At 44.9% G+C, this 18033-nt stretch carries 12 protein-coding genes and 1 pseudogene; 2 read left to right on the top strand and 11 right to left on the bottom strand.

The genetic code is table 11. The features are described 5' to 3' along the window. Positions 1-1075 (top strand): annotated as a pseudogene (locus VIN08_RS24305) (phospholipase); the annotation flags it as partial. A 318-nt stretch (positions 1076-1393) separates the two neighbouring features. Here the strand turns inward: VIN08_RS24305 and VIN08_RS24300 are convergent. Both VIN08_RS24300 and VIN08_RS24295 read right to left on the bottom strand, forming a co-directional pair. Beyond that, on the bottom strand, positions 1394-3142 hold the full coding sequence (locus VIN08_RS24300; RefSeq protein ID WP_331971058.1) for a family 43 glycosylhydrolase: 1749 nt from the start codon (positions 3140-3142) through the stop codon (positions 1394-1396). 90 nt (positions 3143-3232) lie between these two features. Beyond that, positions 3233-5830 carry a tetratricopeptide repeat protein gene (locus VIN08_RS24295; protein ID WP_331971055.1) on the bottom strand — a complete coding sequence of 866 codons (2598 nt, stop codon included), beginning with the start codon at positions 5828-5830 and terminating at the stop codon, positions 3233-3235. A gap of 127 nt (positions 5831-5957) precedes the next feature. Between VIN08_RS24295 and VIN08_RS24290 the strand changes: the two genes are divergently transcribed. Beyond that, positions 5958-7403, top strand: a complete 1446-nt coding sequence (locus VIN08_RS24290) for a hypothetical protein (RefSeq protein ID WP_331971053.1) — start codon at positions 5958-5960, stop codon at positions 7401-7403. Between the two features lie 138 nt (positions 7404-7541). On the opposite strand, the gene VIN08_RS24285 is transcribed toward VIN08_RS24290, so the two are convergent. The 9 genes from VIN08_RS24285 to VIN08_RS24245 all read right to left on the bottom strand — a co-directional run. Then, a complete protein-coding gene (locus tag VIN08_RS24285; protein ID WP_079690394.1) occupies positions 7542-7949 on the bottom strand; it encodes a response regulator in 408 nt (135 codons plus the stop codon). A gap of 55 nt (positions 7950-8004) precedes the next feature. Beyond that, complete coding sequence (locus VIN08_RS24280) at positions 8005-9546, bottom strand: aldehyde dehydrogenase family protein (RefSeq protein ID WP_331971046.1); 1542 nt, start codon at positions 9544-9546, stop codon at positions 8005-8007. Between the two features lie 146 nt (positions 9547-9692). Continuing rightward, complete coding sequence (locus VIN08_RS24275; protein ID WP_331971044.1) at positions 9693-11126, bottom strand: trypsin-like peptidase domain-containing protein; 1434 nt, start codon at positions 11124-11126, stop codon at positions 9693-9695. Positions 11127-11534: 408 nt separating this feature from the next. Beyond that, positions 11535-11975, bottom strand: a complete 441-nt coding sequence (locus VIN08_RS24270) for an Hsp20/alpha crystallin family protein (RefSeq protein WP_331971042.1) — start codon at positions 11973-11975, stop codon at positions 11535-11537. 440 nt (positions 11976-12415) lie between these two features. Next, entirely contained in the window at positions 12416-13090 is a 675-nt protein-coding gene (locus VIN08_RS24265) for an SGNH/GDSL hydrolase family protein (protein ID WP_331971040.1), read from the bottom strand. Positions 13091-13270: 180 nt separating this feature from the next. Next, the gene (gene msrB / locus VIN08_RS24260) at positions 13271-13714 is read right to left on the bottom strand and encodes a peptide-methionine (R)-S-oxide reductase MsrB (protein WP_331971038.1); all 444 of its coding nucleotides are present in this window, start codon (positions 13712-13714) and stop codon (positions 13271-13273) included. A 227-nt stretch (positions 13715-13941) separates the two neighbouring features. Beyond that, positions 13942-14364 (bottom strand): hypothetical protein, encoded by a 423-nt coding sequence (locus VIN08_RS24255; RefSeq protein WP_331971036.1) that lies wholly within the window; start codon positions 14362-14364, stop codon positions 13942-13944. Between the two features lie 18 nt (positions 14365-14382). Continuing rightward, positions 14383-15810: a SusD/RagB family nutrient-binding outer membrane lipoprotein gene (locus VIN08_RS24250; RefSeq protein WP_331971034.1), complete on the bottom strand. Its 1428-nt coding sequence runs from the start codon at positions 15808-15810 to the stop codon at positions 14383-14385. A gap of 10 nt (positions 15811-15820) precedes the next feature. Then, on the bottom strand, positions 15821-18033 hold a 2213-nt coding region (locus VIN08_RS24245), incomplete at its 5' end, for a TonB-dependent receptor domain-containing protein (protein WP_331971032.1).

The raw sequence follows: 18033 nt of genomic DNA, 5'->3' as shown, positions 1-18033 counted from the left end.
GGATGGCGCGGTGCCTGTAACTGTATCGCGCGACTGGACAAAGAAGTTAAAAGAGCTGGGAGTAAATGTTTCCTATACCGAGTATCCGGGTGTGAATCACAATAGCTGGGAAAATGCATACCGCGATGAAGCTGCGTTCGATTGGTTCCGTTCATTCAAGCGGAATAAATTTCCGGATCGTGTGTTGTTCAACTCACGAAGCTATAAATATAGCCAGGCATACTGGGTACATTTTGACCTGATCAATCCCGGAACACTCGCTACTATCGATGCCAAATTTGCAGCATCTAATCAATTAGATATAGTCACCACCAATCTTGGTGCATTTACTTTGCACCTGGCAGGTCATCCGAAATTCGATGCATCAAAACCGCTGCAGGTTACGATCAATGGAAAAAAAGTAAAACTTACTGCTACAGCAGAAACACTTTCATTTATAGAACAACAAGGGAAATGGGCACCCGGTAAATTTGAACCGGCAACTTTTGTAAAGAAACCAGGAGCAGAGGGACCGATTGCTGCAGGCTTCTCACAACGGCACGTCTATGTGTACGGTACTGCCGGCAATCCTTCTGAAGCAGAATTGAAATTGCGCATGGATATAGCAACACAAGCTGCAAGCTGGTCAATCTATAGAAATGCTTTCCTCGGACGCATCATGGTATTTCCGCGCATTGTGGCAGATCGCGAAGTAAGACCCAGCGATCTTGAAAGTGCCAATCTTGTTTTGTTCGGAACAAAAGAAACCAACTCGCTCATCAATCAATATAGCGACAAACTTCCGATTCAACTGAATGCCTCTGCTGCGAATGATTATGGATTGTTCTATATACTTCCGATGAACAATCACTATATTGTTGTTAACTCAGGCTTACCCTGGTGGGCCGGTGCACAACCGGGAGGTTTACCATTCTTACCGCCTGCCCTGATGGCATTGAATCAATTCAAAGATTTTATACTCTTTAAGAACAGTACCGCTACCGTTGTAACTGACGGCTACTTCGATCAGAACTGGAAGTTGCCGGCAGAAGCTGCGAAGGCAGCTACTGCTTCGGGCGTGGTGACTGTTAAGTAGCCACTGCTTGAGGGAAGAGCGTTAGTCGTTAACAGTTAAAAGTTATCCGTTAATCGTTATCCGTGCTGAGGGTATTGATTAACGGATATTTTTTGTAGTGGTGTCAGTTGTTCCCAACTGGCACACATGGAAAGGAAGTAATCTTTCTTTCGAGCATATACTTTCGTTTCTAATCAAGAGTATATTTTCCTCTTCCTGGTAAGTAAAGTGGAAACACCTTACTGCGCACCTACGATTAACGATTAACGATTAACGATTAACGATTAACTATTAACTATTAACGGATAACAGTTAACGATTAACCGTTAACGAATAACTTCATTTCACAAACAAAGCCTCGCTCGCCACTGAAACACCACTTTCATTAAACGCTTCTATAGCAAAGTAATAACTCACACCTTTCGATAACGCCCGTATCTCCAGTGATTCGGGTTGATCGGTAAAGACCTGGTATGTCTGGTATAGTTTATCTTTGGCAATGCCCCACAGTATATTATAGCCTACGGCACCAGGTACTTTCTGCCATTTTATAAAGGCATTTCGTTCATCAGTGTCGCGTACGGCAGTGAATTTGGCTGGAGTTCTGGGAGCTTTGCCTCCACCATTACCGAATACACGAATATCGCTGATAGCAAGGTTGGGCGATGCTACATATATATGCTCATAGCGGATATACCTTGCCTGCACGGGCTTCTCCAACTCGATATAGGCATTGGGGCGATCGCGCTTCTCGTTGGTGAGGTCGGCTATTTTCTCCCAGCGCTTGCCATCGCGTGATGCAAACAGGCGAAACTGGGTATATATCTTAGGATCAAAGCCATCGTATATATTCGATTTATAGTCGGTATAATTTACCTGTACTGCACGTACTTCCTGGTCGCGTTGCAGATCGACCATTACCCATTCGCCCGGTTTATTTTGTTGGGCTACCCAAAATGTTCTCGGGTTTTCATCCACGATGTTCGCTACAGCAAAAGTATCTTTTACTGACGATGCCGTGGTTGCTTTTTTGTACGACAGCAACATCCACCCGGTGAAGAGTTCATCTTTACTCTGCCATTTTTTAGTCGGCAGATTGTGCGGTAAATCACCAAAGCGTGTGTTGGCATACATCTGCCCGTCTTTATCAAAACCTGTTGGGAACATCGCGATTCTTCTTTCGAAGTTCCAGTTCACAGCCACCCACGGTGTGCCGGTGTTCCAGTAATTGCCATAGTTATCCTGAAAGGTATTGCCATGACCGGCACCGGTAACAAAACCTCCCGGCTTATACGATACAGGGTTATATGGTGCATACGTGAAAGGCCCCAGTGGATGATCGCCTACATACGTGCCATTGGCGTATACATTATACTCGGTGCCGGGTGCTCCATATTGCAGGTAATATTTACCATTGTGCTTCGTCATCCAGGCGCCTTCCATAAAAGGCGTAATGTTCGAGCGATGATCACGGCCAAAGCGTTCCCATCCATGTTCATCCGGATGCAGGTATAGCATCTCTTTATAGTCGCCTTTATATTTCAGGTGCAGATGCTTATCGAGTTCGCTCCCATAGATCGGGTATACATTGGAAGAGCCCCAATACATATACCATTTATTCAGTTCTTCATCGTAGAACAAGGCAGGATCCCACGGTCCTACATCCTTCGGCAAGCGCGGCAACCAGCGGTTATAGAAATATAGCTTGCCATTTTCCGGTGTGGTGGTAAAAAGTATAGGGCGCTGTTCAAAGGTGGATTGAAAAAGATAGAGTGTATCTCTTACGGATATAGCAGCCGGTGCACACATATCTTCCATCGGCCACTTGTCGGGAACAATATAGTTCCAATGAACCAGGTCTTTGGAATGCCAGTAACCTCCGGAGATGGTTACAAATAAATAGTACTCGCCTTTGTGATTGACAATTACCGGGTCGGCCCCTGAACGATACGAGATACTGTCGTTCAGTTGTTCATAGTTATACCGGTAATTGATATCCATGGGATTACAATACGTACGCTGCGTAGTCACCTGCGCCTGCACAAACACGGGCAGGCATCCCATCAGGAATATATAGATTCGTTTCATGGCCAAGTGTATTGTTTTTTCCGGTTATGGAACAGGGAAATATAACCAACGGCAAAATTACGAATACAACATGACAATCACTGCGGAAGGCTACGGCTCCGAGCAATAGATACGCTCGTAGTCATCGTGTTCATACACTTCCTTGCGTAGCAATTTGCCTTCGCTGTTGTAGTAGATCACTACGAAGATGGAAGCTTCCTCCACATGTTTTTCTGTAAAGTACATGGGCCGGTCGGCAGAGCCTACATTAACAATGTCGGTGAAGTTCAGGGGAATAACAATGCCACGTTTGTTGTGTATCACACCATAGTCATCATCCTGCTGAATGATGGCGAGTTTCTCTTCGGGTTTATCCGTTATCAGGTGAATGCTCTTGATATTATCGAGTGCCACTTTGCGTGTCTTCAGATTATACAAGATCCACGAAGTTCCTTTCTTTCCCCACACCAGCGAATCGCTCCACGGCTTTATATCCGAAAACTCAAATGCGCTAATGGGTTTATTATCCCAACCAATAAAACCGAACAGCCCGCCTTTCATAGCAACTAACACGGTAGGGGTATACGCAGAAAGGTTCTTGCTATACTCGGGCTTTACCAGTTTCTTCTGCACTACGTCAAACAATCCAAACTTCCTGGCTTTTAGTAATGAAACAGTTCCTTCACTCAGGCTGCCGATAGCATCATATTCCACAGGCAACAGTGGTTTTCCATCGGTCGTAACAAGGCCTTTCTTATCTTTTTTGGTTACGATAAAAATATTTTTTCCGGCATACTGAATGCGGTCGAACGCTAACAGAAATAACTTCTGCCCTTTGTGGTTGAATAATATTTTTTTATCGCCCTGTTCCAACAGAAAAAACGAGGATGAATCCTGACCTGGTATAAATTCGATGCGGGCCGGGCCTTTTACTTTTAATAGTGGATGTGTTTGATTCTCACGAAATACCAGCATGCTGTCGTTTCGCATGCCGATGGCCAGCGTTCCGGCAAAAATAACGGAGTCGTATAGTGAAGCGATGGATGGATGATACAACGGTTCGGCCAGACGCCAGCCGGCTACTGATCGTGCAGCAACCCAGGGTTTGTTCACTACCACGGTATCATATATACCGGATACTTCTCCGTTGTAATTGAACATCGACCACTGTGATGTGGTACGTGCCACTCCTCCAAAAAAGGTAGAATATAGGTTCTGTTCCCTGAATGGTATATACACCTGTAAGTGCTGATCGAATACGCCTTCAAACTTTCCGGCACGTGCCCATACTCTGCCGTTGGGCCACGGCTTTACTTCTTCAAAGGCATCTTTTAGTTTCAGCGGCACCTGGTCTGCCGTGGCGGATATGGCATCCGTTGTAACCAGCCAGTATTTACGATCGCGCCTTAGTATCACTACATCGCCTGTTACGGTGATCTCATCCCAATCAAAACCAAGCAGTTGTCGCCCGGTAAAGGTGCGCACAGACCAATGGTTATCTTTCTTGATAGCGAGTAGTTTTCCGCTAAGCACGGTGGCATCATCTACACAAGGATCGCCCGGATTGAAACCTGTTTTGTGAATTACCTTGGTGCATCGCTCATTTTCTATCAATAAAAAACCAGCACCCAGATCATCGACTGATTTTACTTCTCCCTTATATACCAGGCTACCATCGCGACTTACCACTTTGCCCGGCAATACCAGTACATCTTCATCGATATTACCACAACGGTATATCGGGTCGAGGTCTTCAGATTCTGCTGCAATTACTTCGCGTCCTTCTGCATCCATAAAACCAAAGGCATTTTTATGCAGGAATGGTACGAGGTAAAGACGTTCTAACTGGTAAACATGGTTGATGGAATCGCTTTGCAACGTAGCGGGTAGGGGTCGCGCCTGTTGTTCTTCCGGGAGCAGGTGATATACTATAGCGCGGGCCTTATTGGCATAGGTGCTCTGTGGATATTGCTCTACATAGTCTGCAAAACTCTGCAGTGTTCCCGAGGCCGTTGCTATTTCAAAAATATTTCGCTCCACCTCCGCGCGATGAGGCGTTTGAGGATACATTTGCAAAAATGTTTTATAGGATTGCAGTCGCTTGTCGTGTGTCTTATCTTCATACAACAACTTTTCATACAACGCTTTAGCTTCTGTTACCTGTTGTGCCTGCGGATATTTACCTATAAAAAAATCGAACGCCTGGTATGTATTCTCTTTACGTGCAGCATGGAATGCGGCTTCATCGCGAAGCGCAACAGCTTGCCCTTGTTGCATCGCAGTGGAGAAACTTTTGAGGAAGAAAATATAGGCTTCTTCGGTGTTGATCTTTTGTGCGCGACTGAATGCAGCACTGTCTATGCGTTCGGACAGACGTATGATTATTATACTGTCTAGCGGAAAACGCTTCATTTTTTCACGCTCTTTGAGTGGCGAAAGAGTATAATTGTGTAAAGCGTCTGTAATATATTGGTGTGCGGAGTCTACCTGAAACGCGGGATTACCAGCGGTAAAAAAGTAGCGCGCCATCACATAGCGTGCGGTAGCATTAATGCTGTCTTTCTTCAATACTTTTCGTAACGGCTCATACACGCGCTCCCATCTCTGTTTCGAAAGATTGCTGATGGCACTTCGCTCGGTTGAGAATTGAGCACGCAGGCTTCCTGCCAGCAGCATAACTGCAAAGAGTATGAGGGGTTTCCTGATCAATGTGGTGATGTGCTACGACTTCGGGTAAAACTACAAAACTTCATAGCAAGATTTATTCCTGACAAAGCTTGCCAATATTGTATGATGTAATAAATTTTGTAAATTTTCAGGATGTTAACTTTCCGGCATGGCTAAGCTCAAGAACATTATCAAGCAATTATCAGAGAAGGACTTCAAAGCAATTTACGACTCGCTTATAGAGAGTAACGCAGAGAAGTCTGCATACCTGCTGAAGTCGCTTCGCGAACGACAACTTTCAGACAATAAGATCATGTCTGAGCTGGAGGTAAATGCAAATGCGTATTATACACTACGCTCGCGCCTTAACCTCAAGATTGAAGAGTATCTGATGGGACAGTTGGAGAGCCCGCGTACAGATGTACTGCGCAAAGTGGCCAACATTACTGAAGTGCTCTTCACCAAGAAGAAAGCCATTTCTGTTGCCACGCTTAAAAAACTGGAGAAAGAACTGCTCGACTATGATCTTGCCAATGAGTTGACGATCATTTACAAGTCGCTCAAGAAACTGAATATCAACTCGCCCGACTACTTCCAATACTCGCAGTTATATAACCGCCACGTGGCGTATATGCTGGCAGTTGACAAGGCTGAAGATCTGCTCGCTGATTACTTCAAGAAGTATGGCGACTATATGCTGAATGGTGGCGAAGTGGAAAAGCTCGGCCTCGGTCTTTTGATGAAAGAGATGCAGAACGTTGCCAAGCTATACGAGTCGCACAGGCTATACGTTTACCAGAGCTGCATGTACATCTTCCACCGATTGTTTGTGGAAGTGGATGATAACATGAACCAGGAAGGTGAATCGATCGAAGATATATTTGACAAAGTACAGAAGATATTCGAGAGTTATCATCTCGACTCGATCTACTATCACATCAACCTGGTGTTCGAGTTCCTGAAGCTGGAGTATTACAATCACTATAAAGTATATCGCCAGGCAGAAAAGTATTACGAAGAAGTAAACGATGCCTGCGCCAACCTGATGGTGAACTACTCGACCTTTACTTTCCCTGCGCAATTCCTGCTCTCCAAACTTGATCGCCACCTGCGCACCAATACGGAGGCAGAACTCTATGCCGAGAACGAAAGTATATTTATAGACTACGAGGTGGATACGATGGATATACCGAAGCACATTGTGTATACCGTATACCGTGCGCTATCGTCTTACTACATAGGTAAATTTGAAGAATCTGCACGACTCATCAATGGTTTGCTGAACGATGTGAGTCTCAAGAAATATCCATATGCACAACTGGAAATTAAATCATTGCTGGCATTGCAATATACTTTGCTCCGCGATGTAGAATTGTTCAACCAGTTGTCGAACAGTATACAGCGACAGATACGTCTCTTCGGAAAAGACAGCTGCGAAAACATCCAGCTCTTTCTGAAGATACTGAAGATCTCTACCAGCGAAGCAAAGAAAGAGAAGGCGAAAAAGATCAACGCAGTTATTCCACGACTCAACTCGCTGAACGTTTCGTACTTCGCTCCCACCAAACTGGTAAAGCTGGACGATCGTTTTGTGAACCTGCTCACGGAACTGTAGTTCGTTAATCGTTACAAGTTATTAGTCGATTAACAGATAGCAGATAACGATTAACGTTTAACAGATAACGACAAAAAAAGTCCCGCTCTGGAATTCCGGAGCGGGACTAATTTTTTGGTGGAATATATATACTCTGATCTATACCTCTAACTTTACAATGCTCTCGTGCGAGAGCGGCTTGTTGAGATAAAGCTTTACGTTATCGTATTTCTTCGAGCGGTTAAAGTCTTGCGGATTGATAGACGATGTGAGCATCACAATCTTGCATTTCTTCTTGGCTGTATTGGAAAGTTTTTCAAACTCATCCAGAAATTGAAAACCATCCATCAGAGGCATGTCGATATCCAGAAAGATCACATCGGGTAGAACCTGGTCTGCTACATCGAGCTTCTCCATGTTCTTCAAAAATTCGATAGCACTTTTCGCGCCTGTATGTGTATAAATATTTTCGGTGACTGAAGCCGCCTCGATCATTTTCTGATTGATGAGGTTGTCGATCTCATTATCGTCAATGAGCATGACGGTGCGATATTTTTTTCCTGCCATAGGTATTTTTAATGCTCTATAAAAATAAGGTATTGATACTGATTTGCAAAAGCCTCTAAATATCAAATTTGATTCCCTGGGCCAGCGGCAGGGTATTGCCGAAGTTAATGGTATTGGTTTGTCTGCGCATATACACTTTCCATGCGTCTGAACCTGACTCTCTGCCTCCGCCTGTTTCCTTTTCTCCCCCGAATGCACCACCAATTTCCGCACCGGAAGTCCCAATGTTTACATTGGCAATACCACAATCGGAACCCTCGTGCGACAGGAAGCGCTCCATGTCATGCATGCTCGATGTCATGATCGCAGATGAAAGTCCCTGCTTTACTCCATTTTGTATGTCGATCGCTTCGTCCAATGTTTTATACCGGATCAGGTACAGAATGGGTGCGAAGGTTTCCTGCTGCACAATATCAAATTCATTTTTTACTTCAGCAACAGCAGGCTTTACATAGCAGCCGGATTCATATCCTTTACCGGAGAGCACGCCTCCTTCTATTACAAACTTGCCGCCTTCTTTCTTTACTTTCTTCAAGGCATCTTCGTATAGCTTTACGGCCTGCTTATCGATGAGCGGACCAACATGGTTGTTGCTATCAAGCGGATTGCCGATGTTGAGTTGTGCGTATGCTTTTGATAAGCGCTCTTTCAGTTCGTTATATATACTGTCGTGAACGATTAGCCTCCGCGTTGTGGTGCATCGCTGGCCTGCAGTACCCACTGCTCCAAACAACGCCCCGCGAACGGCTATATCCATATTGGCATTCTCTGTAACAATGATCGCATTGTTACCACCAAGCTCCAGCAGCGCACGGCCCAACCGTTGGCTTACCGCTGCCGATACTGCTTTGCCCATACGCGTTGAACCTGTAGCCGATACCAGCGGAACATGCTCATCGCTTGCCAGCAATTGCCCAATAGTATAGTTTCCGTTTATCAGGGTTGACACGCCTTCCGGCACTTCATTCTTCTCGAATACTTCCTGCACAATTTGCTGGCATGCTATACTGCACAACGGTGTTTTTTCCGATGGCTTCCAGATACAGGTATTACCGCATACCCACGCGATCATGGAATTCCACGACCATACGGCAACGGGAAAGTTAAAGGCCGATATAATTCCGATAACCCCTATAGGATGCCACTGCTCATACATGCGGTGATTAGGACGCTCGGAGTGCATGGTGAGTCCATGCAACTGGCGTGATAAACCTACAGCAAAGTCGCAGATGTCTATCATCTCCTGCACTTCGCCAAGTCCTTCTTGGTATGATTTACCCATCTCGTACGATACGAGTTTCCCCAGCGGCTCTTTATACTTCCGAAGGGCTTCACCAATCTGGCGAACTACTTCACCACGCTTGGGTGCAGGCCACTTGCGCCACTCTTTAAAGGCGCTCTGCGCTTTCTCTACCACCTGGTGATAGGTTTTTTCATCGGTGGCATATACGGCACCAATAAGTTTTCCATCAGCCGGTGAATACGATTCTATCGCAGCACCGGTCGTTTTATACCATTTCTTCCCGGTGGAAGTTCCCGGATTATTTTTCTTTATACCCAGCGTATCCAGGGCTTCTTTTATACCGAAGTTCTTCATCTGATCGTAGTGTTATTTGCTGAAAGCCGAAAGAGCCTGAGCACAACTATATCTGTTGCTGTAACCAGTGCTTAAGGCATCGTTCAGGTTCATGCGTGAGCGCACAAAGCTAAAAAACTAATTGATAAATGACTTACATCGGTGGATCACCACTCCATACCATACGTTCCTTTTTCACCATTGGGATAAAATCCTTCGATGAGTATGCCGCCTTTTTTAAAGTCAAGAATACGGTTAAGATCCTCTACATTATCCACCGGCACTTTGTCAATAAAAGCAATGATAAAGTTATCGCGCAGGCCTGCTTCTTTCCACTTGCCGGCTGAGATCTTTTTAACACGCACTCCTCCTTCCAGCTGCATCGTGTTAAGCTCTTTATAGGGAACATCTTCGAGCGTCATGCCCGTAAGTTCGTAGCGTACTTCTTTCCTGATTGTCTCCAGGCTTCCGTTGTTATTCTTCAGACGTGCCGTCACATCTTTACTTTCGCCTTTACGGATATAGGATACTTTGATTTCTTTCCCCGGGCGATTGCGGGCCACCCACTCCTGCAGTTCCGAAACAGAGTTAACGGCATGACCATCTATACCGATGATCACATCGCCTGTAAGTATACCGCTTTGCTCGGCTGCGCTTCCTTCATTTACCCGATTTACCAGTACGCCCTGATTTACCTTGAGGTTAAAGTCTTCTGCTACATTGGCATTTACATCGGTGATCACTATACCCAGCAAGCCGCGTTGCACCTGGCCAAACTCCAGCAGATCGTCCATCACTTTCTTCACCAAACTTACCGGTATAGCAAAGCTATATCCCTGGTAACTTCCGGACGATGTGGCGATCGCTGTATTTATACCTATCAGTTCGCCATGCAGGTTTACCAATGCACCTCCGCTATTTCCCGGATTTACGGCTGCATCGGTTTGTATAAACGACTCTACCTGCAGGTTACTTCTGTCGCGAAGTATACCAATGTTACGGGCTTTGGCACTCACTATACCAGCCGTTACGGTTGAGTTGAGATCGAACGGATTACCTACTGCCAGCACCCACTCGCCCGGAGTAATTCTGTCGGAGTCGCCATAGCGGATAAAAGGCAGGTCGTGGCTTCTGATCTTGAGCAGTGCCAGATCAGTAGTCGGATCAGAGCCAACCAGTTTTGCATAGAAGCGCTGGTTGTTATTCATAACGATCTCAATGCTGTTGGCATCTTCTATCACATGGTAGTTTGTAACTATATATCCATCATCGGAAATGATAACGCCCGATCCGGATGATCGCACCGGAGCATCAAAGCGTTGCTGCAGCGGATTTATACTGAAGTCGCCCGGGCCATACGATGTTTGAATATGCACCACAGCCGATGTTACGCGCTTGGCTGTAGCGAGAAAGTTAAGTTCTTTGGGAACACGATAGGCTGTATCGGAAGAATATCCCGCCAGCACAAGCTGCTGCCTTCCTTCAATGGATTTATAGGAGGCATTGGAAAAATCGAGAAAGCGGATCGTAAATATAGACCCAATTATACCTCCGGCACATGCGGAGAAAATTACAATAAGCACCAGAATTGATCTCTTCATAACCCCACAGTTTTAAGTTCAACAGCCATCGCCCATAGAAAAGTTGAGGATACAGAAAGTTAACGTTTTCTTTCCGGGTTTTGGTGTTCCGGGAGAAGAAGATGTGAAGTTTTCTATTGGTGTGTTTAGCGGGCGTTAATTGTAAGGCGTGAAGCGTTAATTGTTACACGTTAATACAGAACGGAAGTTGGAAAGACGGAAAGTCCGGAAGTAGCGCTGACGATTAACGGATAATTACCAACGGATAACATATAACGAGCAATTGAATATCGAACAAGGAACATCGAATAACGAATGTTGAAGTATAAATACCCAATAGAAATCACGAAGTGGTTGCTACAAAAAAAGACTCCCGGTTTCCCGGGAGTCTTACCACCTAACCTAACTTAAACCTAACCCTTCTAAAACTTAGTTGACCTTGATGGTTGCTTTCAATACTTTCTTCTCGTCTTTCGGTACAGTGATCTCTAATATACCATTGGTATATTTTGCGCTGATGTTGTTGAGGTCAACATTTTCAGGCAATGAGAACGAACGGCTGAAAGTACCGTACTGTGTTTCGATAGAGCGGAAATTGTTTTCTTTTTTCTCATTTGTGAATTTGCGTTCACCGCTTATCGTAAGCAGGTTGTCATTCACATCGAGTTTGAAATCTTCTTTGTTCACACCCGGAACAGCCACGTGTATCTCGAAAGCTTTTTCACCTTCTACAATGTCTACACGAGGAACGAAGCTGTAGGCAGAACCACCGGCACGACTTACAGATTCATTAAAGAATCGATCGATGAGGTTGCTGAAAGAAGTCGGTACGAAGTCATTCAGCGCGGAGTTATAACGAACAATACTCATAATTTTAAATTTTTAGTGTTTTTAATCTTTGATGAGCCTATCTGTAAAAAATGTACCGAAGCATTTTTCAAGTCACAATGACCGAAACAGGAGAAAAATCGCTTTAAAATAAAGACATTTTGTCTTAAATAAGTCGTTATTCATACGCTTGAGCTGTCAAGCTTTCCTGGTTCTTAAGGTGTGAATCGCTAATCGTTATCCATTATTAGTTTTCCGTTAAAGGCGGCATTGTACTCCATTATTCGTTGATCGATATTCCTTGTTCGATATTCAATTGCTCGTTGTCCGTTAACCGCCCGAGCTACTGCTTCCCATCTTTCCGACTTTCGGTCTCTGCATTTAAAATCTGTTTAATTCTGTAAAATCCGTGGGAAACAAAAAAGCCACGAAGAGCATCTCTCCGTGGCCTATATATACTTAATATTATACTATCTAATTTCCTATAGCTGCTTCAATGCTTTCCACATTTCATCGGCTACAAACTGGTTTCCTTTGTCGTTCAGGTGTACACGGTCGCTGGTGAGTATACCGGATTCTTTGTTCTCTTTGTTATACTGTTTGTTATAGTCGAGGAATGCTGCACGCAGATCTACCAAAGGAAGATTATTCTTCCTGGCGATGTTCCTGATCATGTTGCTGTAAAGATTCAGATCACCATCCAGTTCATTGCTGAAGTCGGTGCGCTCGCCTATCACTGCCGGGGTACACAAAATAATTTTAGCACCTTGTGCCTGTATTTTTTTGATTAGTGCATTATAGAAACCTTCAAACTTGTTGGCATCTGTACCTGTGCCGTACGAACGCTTATGCCATACATCATTCACCCCGATATAGATCACTACAACATCCGGAGTCTTGCTCAGTACATCATCTTCCAGGCGTAGGTATAGATCGTATACTTTGTTGCCACCTATACCTGCACCAACAAAATCATACTTAGCAGCACTGCCTTCTTTGGTGGCGAGCTCTGTTATTCTGGTAATATAGCCTCCGGGTTTAACACCTGCTTCGGTAATGGAATCACCGAAGAATATAACTTTCTTTTTCTGCTGTGGCATAAACGAACTGAGTGTAAACAAGGTAAGTATAAACGTAATGATCGCTATCTGTTTCATGGCGTCTTGAATTTAAGGATGCTTAAATATACATAATCCATGCAGACACCAGCGGCATACATTTACAGGGTGAAAAAGAAATACAAGGCCGGCCTATAAATTATATGAAGGATAAAAAAGACAAAAGCATCAGGCGAATGATCTATGCCTGATGCTTTCATACTATATAGAATCTTCCAATCAGTCTCCGACCAATTTGATCGAAGCAGAGTTTATGCAGAAACGTAAACCGGTTGGCGGAGGTCCGTCCGGGAACACATGGCCCAGGTGACAATCGCATACATTGCACATTACTTCAATGCGGTGCATGCCATGACTGCGATCTCCTTCATATTTTATCACGTTATCTTTTACCGGTTCAGTAAAGCTTGGCCAGCCGGTGCCTGATTCAAATTTTTCGCGCGAGTCGAACAGCGATGTGCCGCAGCAACGGCACGCATACAGGCCGGGGTCGTGTGCTTCACAGTATTCACCGGAAAATGCGAACTCTGTACCCTTCAGCCGCGTAATGCGAAACTCTTCCGGAGTAAGTTCCTTTTTCCATTCTTCGTTTGTCTTTTCTACTCGTCTGTCGGGAGCGAGGTTGCCTTTGGTGGCATACTGTAAAACGTCAGACCATTTCATAAGTATATCGTTAATTTTGGCTTCGTATTCTGTATAGTTTCCTTCTGGTATACTATACGCCTTACCAACATTTTTTCCGTATAAATTAGTTCTGTTGCAAGACCTGCTGCAACAACGAAATTTACTATACTACCAGTATAAGTAAATCAATTTACTACGAAAATAAAAAAGTCTGGCAGGAAAACTCCCGCCAGACAACCTTACCAAACCAAATTAACGCTAACGACCTAATTAACCGTAACGGTAGTTCTTTTTACCTGTGGAAATTCCTTTTGAGACGTAATTACCATATCGAACGTGATCACTGTTCCTTTTACTGCAGATACAACATAGGGCACCTCGTGTGTTACCACGTTGTCTTCCGAAGAAGCTGTTTCTGTAAAAGTCTGCAGCTCGGTATAGTCTGCACTGCCAACTTTCGCTTTCAGCAGAATAGACTTTACCGCGTCTGATGCCTGGTTTACAAACTCCAGCTTCAGCGAGATGGATTCAGTTTGCACAGGCTTTGTCTTGGAGGGGGTAAGGCTTGCCACGGTTGCCGTAGTGGTTCCTTTCCATTCATACGCAGGCACAATTACATTATCATCGCAGGCGGCCAGTAGCATATATACCAGCACGATCCAGGTTATATTCTTTCTATAGCGAATCATTGTTTTTACATTTTAGGTTTACTGTACATCCCACCACACCCGATCCAGTTGTGTTACCGAAGGAACGTTTACCACGTTGCGTCCTTTTTCAGAATCCGGGTATACCAGGCGTCTGGCAAATTTTCCACTGAGGTCCGGATTAAGATTCGCAGGGATCGTCATGTCTTTATACTGAAAATTATACCTGCGCGCATCGTTCCATGCTTCGGGCTGAAGGAACATCGCTATATATTTCTCCTTCATGATCAGGTCGAGCGTCAGTGCGCCACTGCCTACACTTACTGCTGCGTCATTTATATAGTTGTCGCGATCGGTAGATGCTACGCCAATCATATCCATGTGCGCCTGTATACCATCGAGATATGCCTGGTAGGCACGTGGTATATCGTTCGCATCGAATGCAGCTTCGGCTTCGATAAATTTCTGTTCGGCAAAGGTAATGATGAGTATAGGCGATACATCGCTCGCATAATATGTTCCGCGCTCCAATACAGAACGCTCGCCACTCACATCTGCTCCGCCACGACCCGCTCCATTGGGAACACCGACAAACGTACCATCATCTGTGTCACCAAACATATAACCCATCCGTGGATCGACTACTCCAAAGCTGGTGCCATCCATCGCCTCTACAAGCTGCTCGGATATCCATCCGTCCAGTATCAACGATTCCTGGTTGCGCGCTACGGATGCCCACGGATTAAACTCGGTATCAAAATATACTATATCGGCATTGTCGGCATTGTCCGTAAAGCCTTGCGCCAACGCATCGAGCACATCGTTAGGATCATAGCCGGGTGTTTTACTGGTATGCAGCAGCGTGCGTGCCTTCAGGGCATATCCCATCTTTATCCATGCATCTACCTGCGCATCGCCCTTCTCGCTATAAATAAAATCCTGCGCGTCCAGTACATAGGTAGATTCGTCCTTCTTCAACTCTGCTATACCCTCATCGATCAGTTGAAGTATAGTGGAGTATAGATCCTGATCATTATCATACGCAGGTGTTGTTGTTTGTGCGAAGAGTGCTTCCGTATAGGGAGCATCACCCCATTCATCCACCACTAACTGCATGTGGATCGCTTTTAACAATTTGGCGGCCCCGGCATACTGCGAAGCACCAAGCTCTATAGCCTGCTTCTCCATATCACTGATGTCGCCAAGTGTATGGTATAGTTTAAACCATGCATCATCATACGCAACCGGCTCTTGTATATCGGTGGCTCCGGAAGGATTTGGTGACGCCAGGTACTGCACATAATAAGAGGTTACATTACCAATCGCCTGTATATTATCGCCTGTGTTAAAAGATGTAGTAGCCATCAATGCACTCAGGGGTACCGTTGTGGGTTCGTTGGGATTATCGTTAATATCGAGGTAATCACTGCAACTAACCAGACCTATTGTCGCCAGCAGAGTATATATATAGTGAGTATATCTTTTCATATCCATGGCATTAAAGTGTGAGGTTTAATGAAAATACCGTAGTGGCAACGCCCGGATAATCCAGTCCGGAGAAACCAGTCACGTTTGTACCTGCGCCACCGCTGAAGGATTCAGGATCATAACCATTCCAGGGAGTCCACAGTATAATATTATTGACACTGGCAGAAAGTGTAGCCGCCTGAAACGGAGTTTTGGAAAGTATAGCAGGCGGCAGACTATAGGAGAAACTGGCACTGCGCAGCTTTACGAACGATGCGTCCTGCACGAATGGTTCAGACAATCTTCGTAATGTATTCCTGTAAAATCCATCGCCATAGTTTACACCATCCGGACCTATACCTTGCCCCAGCCATACGGGTTTTGTATTCTTTGTACCATCGGATAAATAACCATCAAACACCACTACATCATTACGATTGGCGGTAAAAGCTTCTTTACCAAAGGCGGTGAGAAAATTACTATACTGATTATACTGATCGATTCCCCAGCGAACATCAATGATTACCGCCAGGCTAAATCCTTTATACCGGAAATCATTCCGCAAACCGGCAAGCCATTTCGGTTGTGCATTTCCTACAACAAGTTGAGATGTATTCCTGACGGGAAAACCATCTGCGCCAATAAGCAGAGGTTTGTCACGATCCAGGTAAGCTAGTCTTTCCGGTGTTCCGGCTGTTCCATAGTAACGTTGAAAACTGGTGCCGTATAAATTACCATACGCTGCTCCTTCGGTAAGCGACATGGTAACGGTGCTGCCCGAATAACCAAACTGTGTTCCTATAGGGAAGCCGCCTTCAAATCCTTCTGCCAGATCTACTACGCGATTTCTGTTCTTCGTAAAGTTCAATGTAACATCCCACGAAAAATCTGCAGCACGCACCGGTGCTCCTTTTAAGGTTAACTCTATACCTCGATTCTCAATCTCACCTGCATTGGCTACAAAGCGCGTGTAGCCTGTAGCATTAGATACCGGCACACGAAATATCTGGTCGCGGCTGTTTGCTTTATATAGGGTTACCTCAAAGCCTACACGGTTCTCCAGAAATTTCATCTCTGCTCCTATCTCCATGTTGGTAGTGCGCTCGGGCTTCAGGTTCTCGCTGCCTTTAATCTGGTTGCGCGTAAAACCAACTTGTCCGTTCAGCGGAAAGCCTTCTGTCTTGGCATAGGTTGTAGACGTGAGGTAAGGATCAGTATCTTTACCCACCTGGCCATACGAACCGCGTATCTTTCCAAAAGATATAGCACGCGGTAACGACAACGCATCGTTAAATACAAAACTCAGATTTACCGAAGGATAAAAGAATGAATTATTTCCCTTGGGCAACGTAGAAGTCCAGTCATTACGGCCGGTTACATTCAGGTATAGATAATCCTTATAGTTCAGCATCAGGTCGCCATATACACCGATAAGTCTGCGCTGGCGCTTCTCCTGTTCCGTGAGTATTTCGGTTACGTTGTTGAACTGATAATATTCCGGTATAACAAAATTATTACCGGTGTTGATGAGTTTATTCTTGTCTTCCTGAAACAACTCCTGCCCTACACGCAACGTAGCTTTCAGATCGGGCACCAGTTGCCTGTTTATTTCTGCAAAGAAGTTAGAGTTGAGCACGCGATTAAGAATACGCGTATGTTCGATATAGCCTGTGGTACTCAGCGGAGTTTCGCCTTCTATACCCTTCGGCCCCGGCAATATCTCTTCGCGGAAATCCGAATAAAAATCAGAACCGGCCCTATAGTTCAGGCTCAGCCACGATACCGGTTTATAGGAGAACGACAAATTACCAATAATGCGATCAACATCATCCTCATACGTCCAGTACTTGGCGGCATATAGAGGATTATCCGACAGCCCTATATATTTCTGGGTGCCGTCTGGCTTAATATAGTCTGTAGCATCGCTGGAGGTTGGATAGTACATCAGTGTCTCTCCAAAACGATCGCCCGGTACTCGATCGCCACCGGAATTGGAATAGGTGAACGAGCCAGACACGGTAAATTTATTCTTGAAGTTCAATGTACCTGATAGTTTCGCGGAAGTACGGTTCCACGAACTGGAAGGAATTACACCCGTCTGTTTTGTATTGGTAACCGAAGTATAGAACGTAGCCACATCGTTGCCTCCGGAAACGCTCAGGTAATTATCGAACGATTTACCGGTTTGCATTACATTCCTGTAGTTATCATAGTATCTATAGGTGGGATCTATACTTGTTTCTG

Origin of the sequence: Ohtaekwangia sp., assembly GCF_036568665.1 — a bacterium.
In the GTDB taxonomy this organism is placed as follows: Bacteria; Bacteroidota; Bacteroidia; order Cytophagales; family Cyclobacteriaceae; genus Ohtaekwangia.
This window is presented reverse-complemented; position numbering and strand designations above follow the sequence as displayed.